Origin of the sequence: Streptosporangium nondiastaticum (genome assembly GCF_003011965.1) — a bacterium.
GTDB lineage: Bacteria > Actinomycetota > Actinomycetes > Streptomycetales > Streptomycetaceae > Streptomyces > Streptomyces nondiastaticus.
Genome location: NZ_PXWG01000003.1, coordinates 1 through 18,883, shown reverse-complemented (window position 1 = coordinate 18,883; position 18,883 = coordinate 1). Strand labels below are relative to the sequence as shown.

Annotated in this window: 16 protein-coding genes and 1 riboswitch; of the genes, 7 read left to right on the top strand and 9 right to left on the bottom strand. The window is 74.8% G+C overall.

What is annotated here, in order from left to right:
* Positions 1-135: 135 nt before the first annotated feature.
* Together B7P34_RS02645 and B7P34_RS02640 are read left to right on the top strand one after the other, a co-directional pair.
* Positions 136-1,365, top strand: a complete 1,230-nt coding sequence (locus B7P34_RS02645; protein ID WP_106674119.1) for an FAD binding domain-containing protein — start codon at positions 136-138, stop codon at positions 1,363-1,365.
* A 250-nt stretch (positions 1,366-1,615) separates the two neighbouring features.
* A riboswitch (cobalamin riboswitch) is annotated at positions 1,616-1,835 on the top strand.
* Positions 1,836-1,864: 29 nt separating this feature from the next.
* Entirely contained in the window at positions 1,865-2,977 is a 1,113-nt protein-coding gene (locus tag B7P34_RS02640; protein ID WP_106674118.1) for a HoxN/HupN/NixA family nickel/cobalt transporter, read from the top strand.
* A 52-nt stretch (positions 2,978-3,029) separates the two neighbouring features.
* Here B7P34_RS02640 and B7P34_RS02635 read toward each other — a convergent pair whose 3' ends face one another.
* Positions 3,030-4,352 (bottom strand): NAD(P)/FAD-dependent oxidoreductase, encoded by a 1,323-nt coding sequence (locus tag B7P34_RS02635; RefSeq protein WP_223267424.1) that lies wholly within the window; start codon positions 4,350-4,352, stop codon positions 3,030-3,032.
* A gap of 294 nt (positions 4,353-4,646) precedes the next feature.
* On the opposite strand from B7P34_RS02635, the gene B7P34_RS02630 reads away from it, so the two are divergent.
* Positions 4,647-5,348 (top strand): PAS domain-containing protein, encoded by a 702-nt coding sequence (locus tag B7P34_RS02630; protein WP_223267423.1) that lies wholly within the window; start codon positions 4,647-4,649, stop codon positions 5,346-5,348.
* Here B7P34_RS02630 and B7P34_RS02625 read toward each other — a convergent pair.
* Positions 5,279-6,001, bottom strand: a complete 723-nt coding sequence (locus B7P34_RS02625; protein WP_106674116.1) for a (2Fe-2S)-binding protein — start codon at positions 5,999-6,001, stop codon at positions 5,279-5,281. The genes B7P34_RS02630 and B7P34_RS02625 overlap by 70 nt on opposite strands.
* Positions 6,002-6,078: 77 nt before the next feature.
* On the opposite strand from B7P34_RS02625, the gene B7P34_RS02620 reads away from it, so the two are divergent.
* The 3 genes from B7P34_RS02620 (at position 6,079) to B7P34_RS02610 (ending at position 10,771) form a co-directional block, all read left to right on the top strand.
* Positions 6,079-8,478: an excinuclease ABC subunit UvrA gene (locus tag B7P34_RS02620; protein ID WP_106674115.1), complete on the top strand. Its 2,400-nt coding sequence runs from the start codon at positions 6,079-6,081 to the stop codon at positions 8,476-8,478.
* Positions 8,479-8,620: 142 nt separating this feature from the next.
* Positions 8,621-9,778 (top strand): FAD-dependent monooxygenase, encoded by a 1,158-nt coding sequence (locus tag B7P34_RS02615; RefSeq protein ID WP_106674114.1) that lies wholly within the window; start codon positions 8,621-8,623, stop codon positions 9,776-9,778.
* Between the two features lie 126 nt (positions 9,779-9,904).
* Positions 9,905-10,771, top strand: a complete 867-nt coding sequence (locus B7P34_RS02610; protein ID WP_106674113.1) for an Fpg/Nei family DNA glycosylase — start codon at positions 9,905-9,907, stop codon at positions 10,769-10,771.
* A gap of 29 nt (positions 10,772-10,800) precedes the next feature.
* On the opposite strand, the gene B7P34_RS02605 is transcribed toward B7P34_RS02610, so the two are convergent.
* Both B7P34_RS02605 and B7P34_RS02600 read right to left on the bottom strand, forming a co-directional pair.
* On the bottom strand, positions 10,801-12,243 hold the full coding sequence (locus tag B7P34_RS02605) for an amino acid permease (protein WP_106674112.1): 1,443 nt from the start codon (positions 12,241-12,243) through the stop codon (positions 10,801-10,803).
* Positions 12,244-12,342: 99 nt separating this feature from the next.
* Positions 12,343-14,670, bottom strand: a complete 2,328-nt coding sequence (locus tag B7P34_RS02600; RefSeq protein ID WP_106674111.1) for a GH92 family glycosyl hydrolase — start codon at positions 14,668-14,670, stop codon at positions 12,343-12,345.
* 313 nt (positions 14,671-14,983) lie between these two features.
* Between B7P34_RS02600 and B7P34_RS02595 the strand changes: the two genes are divergently transcribed.
* A complete protein-coding gene (locus tag B7P34_RS02595; RefSeq protein WP_106674110.1) occupies positions 14,984-16,195 on the top strand; it encodes an MFS transporter in 1,212 nt (403 codons plus the stop codon).
* 124 nt (positions 16,196-16,319) lie between these two features.
* Here B7P34_RS02595 and B7P34_RS02590 read toward each other — a convergent pair whose 3' ends face one another.
* The 5 genes from B7P34_RS02590 to B7P34_RS02570 all read right to left on the bottom strand — a co-directional run.
* Complete coding sequence (locus B7P34_RS02590) at positions 16,320-16,535, bottom strand: dodecin (protein WP_106674109.1); 216 nt, start codon at positions 16,533-16,535, stop codon at positions 16,320-16,322.
* A 185-nt stretch (positions 16,536-16,720) separates the two neighbouring features.
* Positions 16,721-16,972: a hypothetical protein gene (locus B7P34_RS02585; RefSeq protein WP_106674108.1), complete on the bottom strand. Its 252-nt coding sequence runs from the start codon at positions 16,970-16,972 to the stop codon at positions 16,721-16,723.
* 70 nt (positions 16,973-17,042) lie between these two features.
* Positions 17,043-17,528, bottom strand: a complete 486-nt coding sequence (locus B7P34_RS02580) for a universal stress protein (protein WP_223267422.1) — start codon at positions 17,526-17,528, stop codon at positions 17,043-17,045.
* A 9-nt stretch (positions 17,529-17,537) separates the two neighbouring features.
* Positions 17,538-18,530 carry an L-histidine N(alpha)-methyltransferase gene (gene egtD / locus B7P34_RS02575; RefSeq protein ID WP_106674107.1) on the bottom strand — a complete coding sequence of 331 codons (993 nt, stop codon included), beginning with the start codon at positions 18,528-18,530 and terminating at the stop codon, positions 17,538-17,540.
* The coding region (locus tag B7P34_RS02570) for a class II glutamine amidotransferase (protein ID WP_435693944.1) at positions 18,527-18,883 on the bottom strand (357 nt) is incomplete at its 5' end. The genes egtD and B7P34_RS02570, both read right to left, overlap by 4 nt.

Sequence of the window (18,883 nt, the reverse complement as noted above, 5' to 3'; positions counted from 1 at the left end):
GACCTGATTATGCGTTCAATGCACTGGTAGCACCGGCGTGTCGGCCCCGTCCACCGTTACGACACGCCCGGCGGCTGCGGCTGCAAACGGCCGGGTAGGTTCCGTCAGTGACGGGTGTGACGAAAGGGGTGGGAGATGCTTACAGGACGGGTGGCGGTCGTGGGCGGCTCGATCGCCGGATGCGCGGCCGCGCTCGCCGTGGCGCGCGCGGGCGCCGGCGAGGTGGTGGTCTTCGAGCGGGCGGCCGGAGGGCTCGCGGAGCGGGGCGTCGGCCTCGCCGTCCACGACCGGCGGTACGCCGAGCTGGAGGCGGCCGGGCACCTGGACCCGGGCATCCCGTGGGTGCGGCTGACCTCGCGCCCCTGGATCGTGCGGGAGGACGGCAGCCGGGCCGGGCGGCGGGTGGGGGCGCTGCCATTCGGGTTCCGTTCGTACAACTGGGGGTCGCTGTGGAGCGCGCTGCGGGCCCGCATACCCGCCTCCGTCGCCTACGAGCGCGGCACGGCGGTCGAGCGGGTGCTGCCCGGGCCCGGCGGAGCCGTGCTGCGCCTGGCCGGCGGCCGCGAGGAGCGCTTCGACCTCGTCGTCGGCGCCGACGGATACCGCTCCGTCGTCCGGGCCGCAACCCGGGACGCGACCGTGCCCGGTTACGCCGGATACCTGGCGTGGCGCGGCGCCCTTCCGGAGGAGGATCTTCCGGGACCGGCCGGCGCGTGGGCCCGCGAGGAGGCCGCGAACGTCGCCTTCCCCGGCGGCCACATGATCGTCTACCGCATTCCCGGGCCGGGCGGCACCGGCACCAGCGCCAACTGGGTCTTCTACACCGCGCCCGCCGACCCGGCCCACGCCCTGTCCGTCGACGACGCGGCGGGCCTCCCGCCCGGCCGGGTGCCCGAGGCGCTGACGGCGCATCACCGCGCCGTCGTGGACGCGCACTTCCCGCCGTACTGGCAGGAGGTCGTCCGGCGCACGCCCAAGGACGCCACCTACGTGCAGCCCGTCCACGACCTGTGCGTGCCGCGCTACGGGGAGGGCCGGCTCGTCCTCCTCGGCGACGCGGCCGCCGTCGCCCGCCCGCACTCCGGCAGCGGCGCCGTGAAGGCCCTGCAGGACGCGACCGTGCTGGAGCGCTGCCTGGCCTCCGCCGGGAGCTGGGCGGAGGCCGTGGCCACGTACGACGCGGCGCGGACGCCCGCCGGCCGCGCCGTCGTCGAAATGGGGCGCCGCCTCGGCCGCGCCCAGGTGCAGGCCGCGCCCGACTGGGCGGCCATGGACCAGGCCGCCCTGGAGGCCTGGTGGCAGCGGGCGGCCGAGGGCGAGGGGAACTTCGGCGGCCAGGCGCTGGAGGGCCCGCGGGAGCCTTGAGCGGGGCCGGGCCCGGGGCGGCGCCCGGCCTGCACGGGGCCGGGCCCCGCTCGCCCTGGCCGCAGGGCCGCAACCCGCTCCTCCGCCGCAACGGCGTCGAGCCGAAATGCTGGAGTCCGGCGGTGCCGAGCGGACACCGGGCCGGGCGCCCGGGACCGCAGGCGCGGCGCGCTCGGCGCCCGGGGCACCCGGCAACGCACTTGCAAAGACCCCGCAGCTGCGATCCCTTCGCATTCGCGTACCCCGGACGCTAAAGTGACCCGGCCGTGGTGTTCGGGAAGACCGGTGACGGACCGTCGAGGTCCCAGTCCGGAGCGGCCCTCGCCACTGTGATCGGGGAGTGACCGTCCCATTCCGCGCGCCGCCCCACGGGCGCGCGGAGCCACTGGCCGCAGCCGGCTGCCGGGAAGGCGGGGACGGGCGCGAACGGACCCGTAAGCCAGGAGACCGGCCACGGCATCTCGCAAATGGTCCACGAGGTGCTGGAGCGTTCAACCCCATGTCCCGACCCACCGATTCTCCCGGCGGCGCCGTGCCCGCCTTCCGCTGGCGCCGCCAGGACACCGTGCGGACCGCCGGCCTGCTGGCCGTCATCGCCGCCCTGCACGTCGTCGCGTTCGGCGTGCTGTACCTGCTCGTCGTCCCCAACCACTACACCGTCGGCTCCAAGGTCTACGGCGTCGGCCTCGGCATCACCGCCTACACCCTCGGCATGCGGCACGCCTTCGACGCCGACCACATCGCCGCCATCGACAACACCACCCGCAAGCTGATGGCCGACGGCAAGCGCCCGGTCTCCGTCGGCTTCTGGTTCGCCCTCGGGCACTCCAGCGTCGTCGTGCTGCTGACCCTGCTGGTGGCGGGCGGAACGCAGCTCGCCGGCACGCTGATGGACGAGGAGTCCACCACCCACCAGACGCTCGGCATCGTCGGCACGACCGCCTCCGGCGGCTTCCTCTACCTCATCGCCGCGCTCAACCTCGTCGCCCTCGCCGGCATCCTGCGGATCTTCCGCGCGATGCGCGAGGGCCGTTACGACGAGGCCGAGCTGGAGCAGCACCTGGACTCGCGCGGCTTCATGAACCGCATCCTCGGCCGCTTCACCCGCTCGATCACCCGCCCCGGCCAGATGTACCCGCTGGGCTTCCTCTTCGGCCTCGGCTTCGACACGGCCACCGAGGTCACGCTGATGGTGATGGCGGGCAGCGGCGCCGCCGCGGGCCTGCCCTGGTACGCGATCGTGTGCCTGCCGCTGCTGTTCGCCGCGGGCATGAGCCTCTTCGACACCCTCGACGGCACGTTCATGAACTTCGCCTACCAGTGGGCGTTCTCCAACCCGGTCCGCAAGGTCTACTACAACCTCACCATCACCGGGCTGTCCATCGCCGTCGCCTTCCTCATCGGCACCATCGAACTCGTCGGCGTCCTGCACGAGAAGCTGGGCCTGGACGACGCGGTGACCGGCTGGATCGCCGGCCTGAACCTCGACAACGTCGGCTTCGTCATCGTCGGCCTGTTCGTGGTGGTGTGGGCGGCCGCCCTCGGCTACTGGCGCTTCGGCAAGGTCGAACAGCGCTGGGCGGCCCGCACGGCGGCCGCGGCCGAGAGCTGAAGGCGGGCTGCCGCCTGCGACGACGGGGACCGGCCCGCGGCGGCCGGCGGCCCTACGCCTCCCACCCGGGCGTGCGGGCCACCTCGGGGCTCTCGGTGTCCAGGGGGACGGACCCGGCGCGGACGAGCCCCAGCTGCACACCCTGGCGGGGCAGGACCGCGTCCAGGAGCCAGTCGGCGGCCACCCGGACGCGGTTGCCGGGCATCGCCGCCAGGTGATAGCCGCGGGTGACGGCACTGGCCAGCGGCCCTGACAGCGGGACGTGCAGCGGGTCGGCCGCGGCCTGGACGCCGCCGAGGTCGACGGTGAAGCCCAGGTCGCGGTGGCGGTAGGGGCGGCGCTCGCCGCGCCCGAAGGAGGCGGCGATGTTGCGGCCGGCGGTCCGGCCCTGCCGCTGGGCGTGCTGGGCGGTCATGGGGGTGTACTCGCCGGGCCGGGTGAGGTCGGGCACGGCCGCGGCGTCGCCGCAGGCGAGGACCTCCGGCCGGCCGGGGACGGCCAAGTACTCGTCCACGCACAGCCGGCCCTGCTCCGTGGGCAGGCCGAGGCCTGCGACCAGTGGGTCCGGGCGGACGCCCACGCACCAGACCAGGGAGCGGGTGGGGACGAACTCGCCGTCGTCCAGGTGCACGCCCTCGCGCGTGGCCTCCTTGACGGACGTGCGCGTACGGATCTCCACGCCGCGGCGGCGGAGCACGCGGTCCGCGGTGCGCGACAGGCGCTCGTCCAGCTCGGGGAGGAGGCGCGGGGCCAGATCGAGCAGCAGCCAGCGGGGGCGGGCGCCCGCCGCGCGCAGGGCGCTGTTGCGGCGTACGAGGGAGTCCGTGAACAGCACGCCGTGCGCGGCCACTTCGGTGCCCGTGTAGCCCGCGCCGGCGACCACGAACGTCAGCCGGGCGGCGCACTCCTCCGCGGAGGCCGCGGCGGCGGCCAGCTCCGTCTGGCGCACGACGTGGTCGCGCAGGTAGAGGGCCTCGGGCAGACCGCGGAAGCCGTGGGCGCGCTCGGCCACGCCGGGCACCGGCAGCAGCTTGTTGACGCTGCCCACGGTCAGCAGGAGCCGGTCGTAGCGCAGGGACCCGCGGTCGCCCTCGGGGCCGGTGTACCCGACGCGCCGCCCGTCGAGGTCGACCGTGTCCACCTGCCCGAGGACCAGCCGCACGCGCGGCAGCGTCCCGGTCAGGGACACCGTCACCCTGCGCGGTTCGAGCAGGCCCGCCGCCACCTCGGGGAGGAGGGGCAGGTAGAGGAAGTGGTCGTGCGGGTTGACGAGCACGATCTCGGCGGCGCCGCGCGCCCTGCGGGACAGCTCGCGGGCGGCCTGGTAGCCGGCGAATCCGGCTCCGACGATCACGATCCGGGGTCGGCTGTTCACGACCGCCTCCTGGGTTCCGGTTGCGTGGGTTCTCCGGTGGTCCGCGTTCTCCGGGTGTCCGCCGGGCAGCGGTCCAAACGGGGCCGGCCGGATGCCGGGGCCTCCGGACGCCGCGACCGGCCGGCCGCGGACGCCGTCACCCGCCCCGCTGCAAGTCGCTTATTCCGGTCGTATACAGAACTGCACGATTGTGCAGTGGTTCGCGGCCCGACGCTCCCGGGCCCGGCCCGCCGGGCAAGCACTGGACAGGCCCTTGGACGGGCACGGGACGAGCGAGGGGCCGGGCATACCGTGGTGAGCGACGAATACATCAGTTGGCGCAATCATTTCCTGCTGCTCCTCGACCGCATCCCGACGCCGATCGCGGTCTGCCGGCCGGACGGCGAGGTCACGGTCGCGAACCCGGCCATGGCCGCCGAGTGGGGCACGTCACCGGGCCGGCTGCGCGGCCGGAACCTGCACGAGCTGTTCCGGCCCCGGCTGCCGGGCCGGCTCGACCGGCACATCGAGGCGCTGCGGCTCGGCCGCCGCCCGCGTCACCCGATCGAGGTCCGCTGGCTGGCGGGCGCGGGCGGCGTCGAACGGGAGGGCGAGCTGCTCGTGGACCCCGTCGGCGACGGCTTCCCGCCGAGCCCCATGCTGCTGGCGGTGCTGCGGGTGCGGGCCGCCGCCACCGAGACGATCCCCCGGCCGGCGGAGCCGGTCGCCGAGGTCAGCGTGGTGGAGGGGCACATCCTGGCCCTGGCCGCCGCGGGGGCGACGACGGCCGCCATCGGCAAGGCGGTCGGGCTGACCGTGGACGGGGTCAACTACCACCTGACCCGGCTCACCCGGCGCTGGCGCGTGCCCAACCGCACGGCGCTCGTGGCGAAGGCGTACGTCCTCGGAGTGCTCTCGACGCGCGAGTGGCCGCCCGCCACGTTCCCTCAGCGCACGCGGGGCGGCGCGTGCCGCAGCACGCAGTCGCCGCACATCCCGCCCGGCAGCACGCGGTAGTACAGGCAGCAGGTGCTGCGCACGAAGGACGGCGCGGCGTGCGGCGGGCCGCCCGCCGCGAGGGTGCCGGTGCCGCGCAGGAGCGGGTCGCCGAGCACGGCGCGGGCGAGGGCGGTCGCGCGGGCCGCGTCCCCGGGCCGGCCCTGATCGTGGCACCAGGCGTGCAGCACGCGCAGGGAGCCGGCGAGCGAGGACGCGGCGTTGCCCCACAGGAGGCGGCCGGAGACCGGGACGACCGCGCGCGTGATGCGGTGCAGGTCGGCCAGGGGGCCGTGCAGGACGTGCGCGCGGATCAGGTCCGCGAGCCCGCCGTCCGCGGGCTGCGGCAGGGCCGCAGGCCCGGGCAGCCACAGGTCGTCCGGCGCGGTGCGGGCCGGGTGCCAGTGCAGCCGGTCGCCGGCGAGTGCGGGCACCTCGCCGGTGAGGACCCCCGAGCCCAGGGCGACCGACAGCAGCCGCCCCGCGATGCCCTGGTAGGCGACGGAAGCGGCCACGCGCCGGTCCTGAGTCCCCAGCCGCTCCGCGACGGTCTCCACCCGGGCGCGCACCGTCCGCTCGTCGAGCAGCGGCCCGTATTCCGCGGCGCCGGCGGGCGCCTCGCCGGTCCGCAGGGCGAAGAAGGGTCCCACGGATGCGAGTTCGGTCAGGCGCATGAGGCGATGATCCCATTTTGCCGGGCGGGGACATAAACTCGGCACCGATCCCCGCCCGCGCGCCCCCGGAGCCCCTCATGCACGACCCCTACGTCCGGGTGCGCGGTGCCCGCGAGCACAACCTCAAGGCCGTGGACGTCGACATCCCCCGCGACGCGCTCGTCGTCTTCGCCGGGGTCTCCGGTTCCGGCAAGAGCAGCCTCGCCTTCGGCACCGTCTACGCCGAGGCCCAGCGCCGCTACTTCGAATCCGTCGCCCCGTACGCGCGCCGGCTGATCCACCAGGTGGGTGCGCCCCGGGTCGAGGCGATCACCGGGCTGCCGCCGGCCGTGGCCCTGGAGCAGCGCCGCTCCGCGCCCACCTCGCGCTCCTCCGTCGGCACGGTCACCACGCTGTCGAACTCCCTGCGCATGCTGTTCTCCCGCGCGGGCGACCACCCCGAGGGCGCCGCGCGCCTCGACTCCGACGCGTTCTCGCCGAACACCGCCGCCGGCGCCTGCCCGGAGTGCCACGGCCTCGGCGTCGTGCACCGGGTCACCGAGGAGTCGCTCGTCCCCGACCCCTCGCTGTCCATCCGCGAGGGCGCGATCGCCGCCTGGCCCGGCGCCTGGCAGGGCAAGAACCTGCGGGACATCCTCGACGCCCTCGGCCACGACGTCGACCGGCCCTGGCGCGAGCTCCCGCAGGAGGCCCGCGACTGGATCCTCTTCACCGACGAGCAGCCCGTCGTCACCGTCCACCCCGTCCGCGACGCCGAGCGCATCCAACGCCCCTACCAGGGCACGTACATGAGCGCCCGCCGCTACGTCCTGCACACCGTCGCCGACTCCAAGAGCGCCCCGCTGCGCGCCCGCGCCGAGCGGCACCTCGTCAGCGCCGACTGCCCGGCCTGCCGCGGCAGGCGGCTGCGCCCGGAGGCGCTCGCCGTCACCTTCGCGGGGCAGGACATCGCCGCGCTCGCCGCCCTGCCGCTGTCCGCCCTCGCGCAGACGCTCCGGCCCGCCCTCGGCGGCGACGGCGCCGCGGCGACCCTCGCCGGGGACCTCGTGGCCCGCATCGAGGTCCTCACGGAGCTCGGCCTGGGCTACCTCGCCATGGACCGGCCCACCCCCACCCTGTCCGCGGGCGAGCTGCAACGGCTGCGGCTCGCGACGCAGCTGCGCTCGGGCCTCTTCGGCGTCGTGTACGTCCTCGACGAGCCCTCCGCGGGCCTGCACCCCGCCGACAGCGCCGCCCTCCTGACCGTCCTCGACCGGCTCAAGGCCGCGGGCAACTCCCTCTTCCTCGTCGAGCACCACATGGACGTCGTGCGCCGGGCCGACTGGATCGTCGAGGTCGGCCCGGGTGCCGGGGAGCACGGCGGGCAGGTCCTCTACAGCGGCCCGGTCGAGGGCCTCGCGGACGTCAAGGAATCCATGACCCGCCGCTTCGTCTTCGCCGAGGAGGCCCCCTCGCCGCGCACGCCCCGCGAGCCCTCCGGCGCGGTGCGCCTGCGCGGCGTCACCCGGCACAACCTGCGCGGCCTCGACGCCGAGTTCCCGCTCGGCGTGTTCACCGCGGTCACGGGCGTGTCCGGCTCCGGCAAGTCCACGCTCGTCGGGCAGGTCCTGGCCGACGCCGTCGCGGCCCACCTCGACGGCAGCGGGCCGGAGTTCGCCGCCGAGGGCCTGGCCGCCGTCGACCGCCTGGTGCGCGTCGACCAGAAGCCGATCGGCCGCACCCCGCGCTCCAACCTCGCCACGTACACCGGCCTCTTCGACGCCGTGCGCAAGGTCTTCGCCGCCACCGAGGGCGCCCGCGAACGCGGCTACACCGCGGGCCGGTTCTCCTTCAACGTCGCCGCCGGCCGCTGCGAGGCCTGCCAGGGCGAGGGCTTCGTCGCCGTCGAACTGCTCTTCCTGCCCGGCTCGTACGCCCCCTGCGAGGCGTGCGCCGGCGCGCGCTACAACCCCGAGACGCTGGAGATCACCTACCGGGGCGCGAACATCGCGGAAGTCCTCGGCATGACCGTCGACGCCGCCGCGGACTTCCTCGCCGACGTGCCCGCCGCGCGCCGCGGCCTGCGCACCCTCCAGGACGTCGGCCTCGGCTACCTGCGGCTGGGCCGGCCCGCCACCGAGCTCTCCGGCGGCGAGGCGCAGCGCATCAAGCTCGCCACCGAGCTCCAGCGCACCCACCGCGGCCACACCCTCTACGTCCTGGACGAGCCCACCACCGGCCTGCACCCGGCCGACACCGAGCTGCTCATGCGGCAGCTGCACGGCCTGGTCGACGCCGGCAACACGGTCGTCGTGGTGGAACACGACATGACGGTCGCCGCGGGCGCGGACCACGTCCTGGACCTCGGCCCCGGAGGCGGCGCCGAGGGCGGCCGCGTGGTGGCGGCCGGAACGCCGCGGGAAGTCGCCGGGGCCGCCGGGAGCGTGACGGCACGGTACCTGACGCAGGCGCTGGCCGGGGGAGGGGGCGAGGGCTGAGCTCCGCACGGAGGCCCGGGCGGCGCGGAGGTGACGGGCGGTCAAGCCGCGTCGGTGCGGCCGCCCGCCGGCGCCGCGCTGGGCAGCGCAGCGCCCCACGCGCTCTGGACGCACCGCCCCCCTTCCCCCTTACGCTCGGAGCATGACCCACGCCCTGGTCATCGGCGGCGGCATCGCCGGACCCGTCACCGCGATGGCGCTGCGGCGCGCCGGCATCGAAGCGACCGTCCACGAGGCGCATCCGACCGGTGCGGACCACCTCGGGGCGTTCCTCGTCCTCTTCGCCAACGGCCTGGCCGCCCTGCGCGCCGTCGGCGCCGACGAGCCCGTCCTCGCCTGCTCCTTCGCCGCCGACACCGTGGAGTTCCTCGGCCCCACCGGAGCCCGGCTCGGCGCACGGCCCCTCACCGGCGCGGGCGACGACGGCCTCAGCCCGCGCACCCTGCAGCGCGCCGCCCTCTACCGGGCGCTGCGCGACGAGGCCGTCCGGCGGGGCGTCCGCGTCGCGTACGGAAAGCGGCTCGTGGACGCCACGACCGGACCGGACGGCGTCGTGGCGTACTTCGCGGACGGCACTCGCGCCGAGGGCGACGTCCTCATCGGCGCCGACGGCATCCACTCCCGCACCCGCACCCTCCTCGACCCCGCGGCGCCCCCGCCCCGCCACACCGGCCAGCTCACGGTCTGCGGCCGCACCCACGACGCCGCCCACGCCGTCCCGGACCGCACGTACCGGATGGTTTACGGCCAGCGCGCCTTCTTCGGCTGCACGAGCGCGCCCGACGGTTCCACGTACTGGTTCGCCAACATCCCCGCGCCCGAGCAGCCCCGCCCGGCGCTCGCCGCGATCAGCCCCGCCGGCTGGCGGGAGCGCGTCCTCGCGGCCTTCGCCGGCGACCACACGCCCGTGACCGAGCTCGTCTCCGCCACCGGCGACGCCGTCGTCGGCGTGAACGCGTACGACATCCCCACCCTGCCCGTCTGGCACGGCGACCGCGCCGTCCTCGTCGGCGACGCCGTGCACGCCACGGCGCCGAACGCCGCGCAGGGCGCGTCGATGGCCATCGAGGACGGCGTGGTCCTCGCGCGCTGCCTGCGCGACCTGCCCGGCCCGGCGGAGGCCTTCGCCGCGTACGAGCGGCTGCGGCGCGAGCGGGTGGAGCGAGTGGTGGCGCTCAGCGCCGCGATGGCGGAGCGCGTCGCGACCCCGCCGGAACAGCCGCGGACCCCCGCGGCGTCCGACGGCGCCGACGACTGGCTGACGTCGTACCGCGTCGAGTGGGACGCGCGCGTCAGCTGACCGCGCCGCGTGCCGGCCGAGGCGGGTCCGGCACCGCCGGAACGCGCCGTAGTGGTCGATCACCGTTGCGGCGGTCCCGTCACGTGCCCCGCTTGCCGGGCCCCCGCCCTGCGGCAGACTGGAGCCATGCCTGAGCTGCCGGAGGTCGAAGCGCTCGCCGGGTTCCTCACCGGGCACCTCGTCGGCCGTACGGTCGAGCGCGTGCTGCCCGTGGCCGTGAGCGTCCTCAAGACCTACGACCCGCCGCTCACGGCCCTGGAGGGCCGGGAGGTCACCGGCGTGCGCCGGTGCGGCAAGTTCCTCGCCGTCTCCACCGGCGACGACGGACCGCACCTCGTCCTCCACCTGGCCCGCGCCGGCTGGCTGCGCTGGCAGGACACCCTGCCGGAGGCACCCCCGCGCCCCGGCAAGGGCCCGCTCGCGCTGCGCGTGCGGCTCGCCGGGGGCGGCGGCTTCGACCTCACCGAGGCGGGCACGCAGAAGCGGCTGGCCGCCTACTGCGTGCACGACGTCGCGGCGGTGCCCGGCATCGCGCGGCTGGGCCCCGACCCCCTCTCCCCGGACTTCACCCTGGACGTCTTCGCCGCCCTGCTGCGCGACGAGCGGCGGCAGCTCAAGGGCGTCCTGCGCGATCAGGGCGTGATCGCGGGCATCGGCAACGCCTACTCGGACGAGATCCTGCACGCGGCCCGCATGTCGCCCTTCAAGCTCGCCGCGAGCCTGACGGAGGACGAGACCGCCGCCCTGTACGGGGCGCTGCGCACCGTGCTGCACGAGGCGGTGGAGCGGGCACGGGGGCACGCCGCGGCCGAGCTGAAGGCGGAGAAGAAGAGCGGCCTGCGGGTGCACGGGCGGGCCGGGCACCCGTGCCCCGTGTGCGGCGACACCATCCGCGAGGTGTCCTTCAGCGACTCCTCGCTGCAGTACTGCCCCACGTGCCAGACGGGCGGCAAGCCGCTCGCCGACCGCCGGCTGTCCCGGTTGCTGAAGTAGCAGATCCGCCGGAACCTCCCCCCGGCCGGCTAGTCCTGCGGGATCCCTCGCGCGTCCGCATGCCTCAGCTCCGAGTGCTTGTACGAGTACGCGAAGTACACCACCAGCCCCACCACGAACCACACCGCGAACCGCACCCACGTCTGCCACGCGAGGTACGTGATCAGCCAGATCGACGCGGCGACCCCGATCCCCGGCACGACCGGCACCCACGGGCAGCGGAAGGAGCGCGGCAGTTCGGGCCGCCGGTAGCGCAGCACGATCACCGCCGTGCACACGACCGCGAAGGCCAGCAGGATGCCGATGTTGGTCAGCTCCGCCGCCTCCCCGATCGGGACGAGGCCCGCGATGGCCGCCGACGCCACCCCCACGATCCAGGTGACGCGCGTCGGCACGTGCCGCGTGGGATGGGTCTTGGCGAACCACTTCGGCAGCAGGCCGTCCCGGCTCATGGCGAACCAGACCCGGGTGACGCCGAGCATGAAGGTGAACATGACGGTGAGGATGCCGATGATGGCGCCCACGGCGATGACGTCGGCGATCCCGCCGAGCCCGACCGACTTGAAGGCGGTGGAGAAGCCGCTCGCCTTGTCGATGTCCTTGTAGTTCTGCATGCCGGTGAGCACCAGGCAGGCCAGCACGTACAGCACCATCGAGATGGCGAGCGAGTAGAGGATGGCCCGCGGCATGTGGCGCTGGGCGTCCTTGGACTCCTCGGCCGCCGTGGACATCGCGTCGTAGCCGAAGACCGCGAAGAAGACCGTGGCCGCGCCCGTGAACGCGCCGCTGAGACCGAAGGGGAAGAAGGGGGTGTAGTTGTCCGAGTTGATGTGGAAGAAGCCGACGCCGATCACCAGCAGCACGACGAGGACCTTCAGGACCACGACCACGGTCTCGAAGCGGGCCGCGCTCTTGATGCCCATGTTGAGCAGCCAGGCGATCAGCAGGCACAGCAGCGCCGCGAACAGGTCCACCCGGTGCCCGGTGCCGGTGCCCGGCGCGCCGAGCATCCACGCCGGCAGGTGGGCGTTCGTCTCGCCGAGCAGGAAGTTGATGTACCCGGAGATGCCGATGGCCACGACCGCGACGATCGCCGTGTACTCCAGCAGGAGGTCCCAGCCGATGAACCAGCCGCCGATCTCGCCGAGGACCGCGTAGCCGTAGGTGTACGCGGATCCGGCCCGCGGGATCAGGCCGGCGAACTCGGCGTACGAGAAGGCCGCCGCCGCGCTCGCGACGCCCGCGATGAGGAAGGAGACGAGCACGGCCGGGCCGGCGACGCCGTTGGCGATGGTGCCGGCGAGGCTGAAGATGCCCGCGCCGATGATGCCGCCGACCCCGATGGCCGTGAGCTGCCAGAGCCCCAGGGCCCGGGTCAGGTGCTCGCCGTGCGCCTCGGCCTCCTCCGCCTCCTCGATCGTCTCGATCGGTTTGCGGCGCAGAATGCCCTGTCCCGTCCGGAGCCCGGCCATGTCATGTCCTCTCGTCGGCGCTGACGGCGGATCATCGCGGTCATCATGGACCGCGCGGGGCGGCGACGGAAGGCGCCGCCCCGCGCCGGCGGGCGGGGTTCAGCCGATGGCGGGTGCCGCGGCGGCGGCCCCGGTGCCCCAGTCGGAGGGGTCGGCGCCGACCGTGAAGTCGAGCCGCCCGCCCCCGGTGATCTGGCGTGACGTCAGGTACGTCCGCCCGTAGCGCTCCCCGTCCAGCCGGACCGACTGCACGTAGCGGTCGCGGTCCGAGGTGCCCGGGGCGGTCACGGTGAACCGGCTGCCGTCGAGGTCGACGTCCACCCGATCGAACACCGGTGTGCTGAGCCCCCACACGTCCGCACCGGGCTGCACGGGGAACACGCCGATGGCGGAGAGCACCATCCACGCGGACATCGTGCCCAGGTCGTCGTTGCCGGTCATACCGGTGGGCGCGTCGGTGAAGAGGGTGAGCGCGGCGTGCACGACGTCGGTCGTCTTCCACGGCTGCCCGGTCGACAGGTACGTGTACGGGGCGATCAGGTCGGGCTCGTTCTGCGGGTTGTACTTGTCGGCGTTGTAGTAGTCGTACGGGCCGTGGACCCACACCTCGCGGGCCGTGCGCGCGGGGTCGCGGACGAGCCGGTCGTAGGCGAAGAAGGAGTCCAGCCGGGAGTTCGCCCGCGCCCTGCCGCCGATCAGGTCCACCATCCCGGGCAGGTCCTGCGGCACGAGCCACTGGTACTGCCACGCGGTGCCCTCGTGGAAGCAGATGCTCTTCGCCGGGTCGGCCGGGCCGGTGAACGCGCCGTCGGCGCCGCGGGCCCGGAAGAACCCCGTCTCCGGGTCGAAGACGTTGCGGTAGTTCCGGGAGCGGGCTGCGTAGCGCTCGGCGTCCGCGCGGTGGCCGAGCGAGCGGGCCATCTTCGCGAGCACGCCGTCGGCCAGCGCGTACTCCAGCGTCGCCGAACCGCCCTGGTGCAGGTCGGAGTCGCCCGGCTTGTCCTTGGGCCTGGAGGGCGTGCAGGGGACGTAACCGTCCTTGATGTAGCGGTCGTTGCCGTCGCGGCCCACGTACGGGGAGTCCTTGGGCGGGACGCCGTCCGCGTTGCGCTTCAGCACCCTGTAGGCCTCCTCCTCGTGGCCCTTGAGCAGCCCGTGCTGGTAGGCGTTGGTGAGGAAGGGGGTCACCGGGTCGCCGGTCATGATGTTCGTCTCGACCGTGCCGTAGCCCCACTTGGGCAGCCAGCCGCCGTCGGCCTCCACCCGCAGCACCGACAGGGCCATGTCCCGCGACTCCTCGGGCGCGAGCAGCGCGAGCAGCTGCGCCTGGGTGCGGTAGGTGTCCCACAGCGACCAGTTCTGGTAGTAGGTGAAGCCGCGGGCGCGGTGGATCCGCTGGTCCCAGCCGGTGTAGCGGCCGTCGGCGTCGCTGCCGGTGTTGGGCGCGAGGAACGCGCGGTACAGCGAGGAGTAGAAGGTGCGGCGCAGTCCTTCGCCACCGCCCTGGACGCGGACGGCGCCCAGGCGGCGCTCCCACGCGTCGCGCGCGGCGCGGGCGGTGCGGTCGAAGCCGTCGTCCTCCGCGCGGAGGTTGCCGGCGGCGCCGGCCGCGTCGACGTAGCTGATGGCCGTGGTGGCCTCCACGGTGCGGTCGCGGGTGGTGTCGAAGCGCACCCAGGCGCCGTTGCGGCCGGCGGACGTGGACTTCCGGGTCCCCTGGGAGACCTGATCGCCGTTCCAGGTGCCGAAGGCGGTGAAGGGCCGGTCGAAGCGCGTGATCGTGTGGACCGTGTACGGGCGGGTGTCCTGGCAGAAGCCGCGGCCGGTGATGGCGGAACGGACGGTGCGGGAGTCGAGGACCTCGACGGTCGTGGAGACGGTGCGGTGCAGTGACTGCCCGGTGTTGAGCAGGACGTTGGCCTTGTCCGTGGCGGGGAAGGTGTAGCGCTGGTGGCCCGTGCGGGAGCCCGCGGTGAGCTCGGCGGTGATGCCGCCGTAGGAGGAGAGGCCGACCCGGTAGTAGCCGGGGCGGGCCGTCTCGTCGCGGTGGCTGAACCGCGCCGCGTAGCGGGCGTTGTCGGTCTGCTGCACGTCACCCGTCGTGGGCAGGACGGGCAGGTCGCCGCCGATGCGGCAGCCCACGCCGGAGAGGTGCACGGTGCTGAAGCCGCGGATGTGGTCGTGCTTGTAGTCGTAGCCCGTGCTGTGGCCGGTGTCGGGGGAGAGCTGCACCATGCCGAACGGCACGGCGGCGCCGGGGAAGGTGTTCCCCTCGTTCTGGGTGCCGATGAAGGGGTTCACCAGGCCGGTGAGCCCGCCGGCCGCCGCGGCCGGCTCCGGGGCGGTGAGCGAGGTCCCGCCCACTGCCGCCGCGAGTGCGAGTGCGGCCGCGCAGGTGCGCGAGCGCAGGTGTCCGGTCCATCTCATCGTCCACGCCCCTCGGGTGACGCCACGTAGGATGCCGACATCGTTGTCAGCGCCGAGGGTAGCGAGTGGTTGACGTGCTGTCATGATGCCCCGCGCGGCAGGTGTGGCGACGACGGCCACTGGCGGCTCGCTCCGGCCGGAGTGAGCGCCTCCACTCCGCGCACCCCCCGCCGGGCCCTGTGCGAGCCTGCCGGAAATTCCTTGACGGGTCGGGTGTTACGTATAACCATCGCCTTGTGAACCCACCCGCGAGCACCTCGCCACCGGACAGGGCCCTGCGGCCGGAGACTTCGGCGGACGGGGAGGTCTCCCCGTGAGGTACGCGGACCTGCTGCGCGGCCCCCATGTGGTCAGACTGCTCCTGGGCACGCTCGTCGGGCGGCTGCCGAGCGCGATGGCCGCCGTCGCGGTGCCGCTGGCGCTGCGTCAGGCCGGCGCGTCGTACGGCTTCGTGGGCGTGGCCGTCGGGGCGTTCGCGGTCGCCTCCGCCGTGGGCGGGCCGTTGCTGGGCCGGCTGGTGGACCGGGTGGGCCAGCCGCGCGTCCTGCTGCCGACTGCCCTCGTGGCGGCCGTGGGCTTCGCCGTCGTCGCCGTCGCGCCCGGCAGCACCGCGGCCGTCCTGGGCGGGGTCGTGCTCGCCGGTGCGGCCACTCCTCCGCTGGAGCCGTGCCTGCGGGCCCTGTGGCCCGACATCGTCGCGCCCGGGAGGCTGGAGTCGGCCTACGCGCTGGACTCCGCGTCCCAGGAACTGGTCTTCGTCGGCGGGCCGCTGGTGGTGGCCGGCGGCGTGGCGGTCGCCTCGCCCGCGGCGGCGCTGTGGGCGGGCGCGCTCCTGGGCGTCGCCGGAGTGCTCGTCGTCGTCACCGCCCCGCCCGCCCGCGCCTGGCGGGCGCCCGCCAGGTCCGCCGACTGGCTGGGGCCGCTGCGCAGCCGGGGCTTCGTCGTCCTGATCACGGGCCTCACGGGCGTGGGCGTCGCCATCGGCACGCTCAACGTCCTCGTCGTCTCCTACGCGGAGGGACACCGGCTGCCCGGCGGCGCCCCGGCGCTGCTCTCCCTCAACGCGCTCGGCGCGCTCACCGGAGGCCTGGCCTACGGGGCGGTGCGGCGCTGGCGGGTGGCGCCGCCGCGCCGGACGCTGCTGATGATGCTCGGCCTGACCGCCGGGTACGGGCTGCTGTGCCTGCTGCCGGCCCCGCCGTACATGGCCTGCCTGATGCTCTTCACCGGGCTGTTCCTCGCGCCCGTGCTCACCGTCGTGTTCGTGCTGGTGGGCGAGCTCGCCCCGGCGGGCACCGTCACCGAGGCGTTCGCGTGGCTGGTGACCCTGATGACGGCGGGCGTGGCGCTGGGATCGGCGGTCACCGGCACGGTCCTGGAGGAGGCGGGGGCCGCGTGGGCCGCGACGTGCGGTGTCCTGGGGGTCGCCGTGGGCACGCTGGTGATCCTCGCCGGGCAGGCGCACCTGGTGCCGGCGGCGGCGCGGGAGGGGGCCGGGGACACGCCCGCCCGCACCGCCTCATGAGCCGCCACGCCGGGCCCGGCGCGGACGTCCACGAGCGCTTCGCTGCTCTCCCGGGCCGACACGAGGCCCCGCCTTGCCCCGCTGTTCGCGGAGGAGGCGGGGCCTGACCGTGCTCCGAGGGCCTTCAGTCGCCGTTCTCCAGGCGGAAACCGACCTTCAGGCCGACCTGGTAGTGCCCGATCTCACCGTTCTCCAGATGCCCCCGGATCTGGACCACTTCGAACCAGTCGAGGTTCCTCAGCGTCTGCGACGCACGGGAGAGACCGTTGCGGACGGCCTGGTCCACGCCCTCGGGGGACGAGCCGACGATCTCGGTCACGCGGTACGTGTGGTTCGTCATCGTTGTTTCTCCAGACGGCTGAGGTGCCCTGCCGTCACCACCCTGGCCGACCGGAAGCCGGCCCGCGAGACGAGCGCCGCCGTTGGCGTGGCACCGGCCACGCGCCCCCGGGACGAGCCGGGTGAGGCTCCCACAGGCGCTCCGGGACACCCCGCGCCCCCGCGAGGCGAGCGCGGGCGCCCGGCTCACCGCAACTCGACCACCGAGCGCTCCGCGAGGACGTCGGGCGCGGAGGCGGCCGCGGGCGGGACGGGCGGGCCCGCCGTGTAGACGGCCAGGAGCTTCCCGGACTCGTCGAGGACGGGGATGGCCCGGGGGATGACGTCCCCGCCGGACAGGCGCAGCGCCAGGACCCCCTCGTGGTCCGTGAGCTCCAGCGCCCCGTCCGCCGCGGCGGACGCCTCCGTCTCTTCCGTTTCCTCTTCCTCGTCGGCCATGGCCGGACCTCCTTGTCTGCGGGCAGCGGCAGGCTACCCGCCCCTGCGCGCGGGGACACCCCTCCGTCTCCTACGGGACCACGGTCACGGGCCAGCGGCCCGCCTTCACCAGGCGCACGGCGACCGAGCCGACGATGCGGTGGCCGGCGCGCTCCGAGGCGCCGACCACCACCGCGTCCGCCTTGAGGTCGTCGGCGGCCTGGACGAGGCCCTGGTAGGGATCGCCGCGGAAGGTGTGGAACTCCCAGCGCACCCCGGGCTCGCCGCGCAGCCGCTCGGCCGCGTCGCGGATCTCGGCGAGGAGCTCCTCGGCGACCTCCTCCGTCGTCTCCGCCACGGGCGCGCCCAGCGCCGCGCCGCCCGTCAGCAGCGGCTGCACGTAGACGACGGCGAGCAGCGCGCGCTGACGGCGGGCCAGGCCGGCGGCGTAGGCGGCGGCACGCCAGGACGTGTCGGAGCCGTCGACGCCGGCGACGATCACCTTGGGCCCGTCCGTGCCGCGCTCGAAGCCGGCCGGCAGACCCTGGTTCTGCGGTTCGTTCACCTCATCCTTCACACGGCGAGGCTAACCGGCGCGCCCCGGCACCGGCACGGGCGCCGACAGCGACAGCGCGAACCGCCCCTCCTCGTCCGTCCACCAGTGCGTGGTCTCCAGCCCGGCCGCCGCGAGCTCGGCCCGTACCCCCGGCTCGCGGAACTTCGCGGAGATCTCCGTGCGCAACTCCTCGCCCGCGGCGAAGTGGACGGCGAGGTCGAGCGCGGGGATCTTCGCGACGAGGGCGCCGCGGGCCCGCAGCCGCATCTCGATCCACTCCTCCCGCGCGTCCCACAGGGCCACGTGGTCGAAGGCGTCCGGATCGAAGTCGGCCTCCAGTTCGCGGTTGATGACGGTGAGGACGTTCTTGTTGAAGGCGGCGGTCACGCCCGCCGCGTCGTCGTAGGCCCGCACCAGCGTCCGCTCGTCCTTGACCAGGTCCGTGCCCAGGAGCAGGGCGTCGCCGGGGGCCAGCTCGGCGCGGACGGCGGCGAAGAAGGCGGATCGTTCCTTCGGGCGGAGGTTGCCGATGGTGCCGCCGAGGAAGGCGAGCAGGCGCGGCGCGGGGGTGGCGGGCAGGTGCAGGCCGTACTGGAAGTCGGCGACGAGGGCGTGCACCGTGAGGGCCGGGTGGTCGGCGAGCAGGCCCTCGGCAGCGCCGGTCAGGGCGCTCTCGCTGACGTCGACGGGCACGTAGTGGTCGAGGGAGTTGCGGGCGGCCAGGGCGCTGATGAGGTGGCGGGTCTTCTCGGAGGAGCCGGAGCCGAGCTCCACGAGGGTGCGGGCGCCGGTGGCCGCGGCGATCTCGCCGGCACGGGCGACGATGATCTCGCGTTCCGCGCGCGTCGGGTAGTACTCGGGCAGCCGGGTGATCTCGTCGAACAGCTCGCTGCCGCGCGCGTCGTAGAACCACTTCGGCGGGAGCTCCTTGGGGGTGCGGGTCAGGCCCGTGGCGACGTCGGCGCGCAGGGCGGCCGCGGTCGCGTCGGCGGGGAGGGTGCGGGTCAGGGCGAACGGGCTCACGGGCAGGGCTCCTTGAGCGGTGTCAGGGTGACGGCGGTGCGGGTCGCGGTGAGCAGGGTGCGGTCGGGGACCTCGGTCCAGCGGGGGTCGTCGTCGTAGGGCTCGGAGGCGACCGCGGTCCGGCCGGCCGGGTCCGCCAGGTACCAGAGCGTGTCGCCCCAGGTGGTGGCAGCGATCGAGGTGCCGTCCGTGAGCAGCAGGTTCAGCCGCGAGCCGGGCGCGGCCTCGGCGAGCTCGGCGACCGTGTCGGCCAGGGCGCCGCCGGGCGCGTCGCCGCCGCGCAGCCGGTGCTCGACGAGCGCCCACACGAAGGCCGCGTCGCAGCGGGCCGCGAGCCGCAGCAGCGCCTCGGC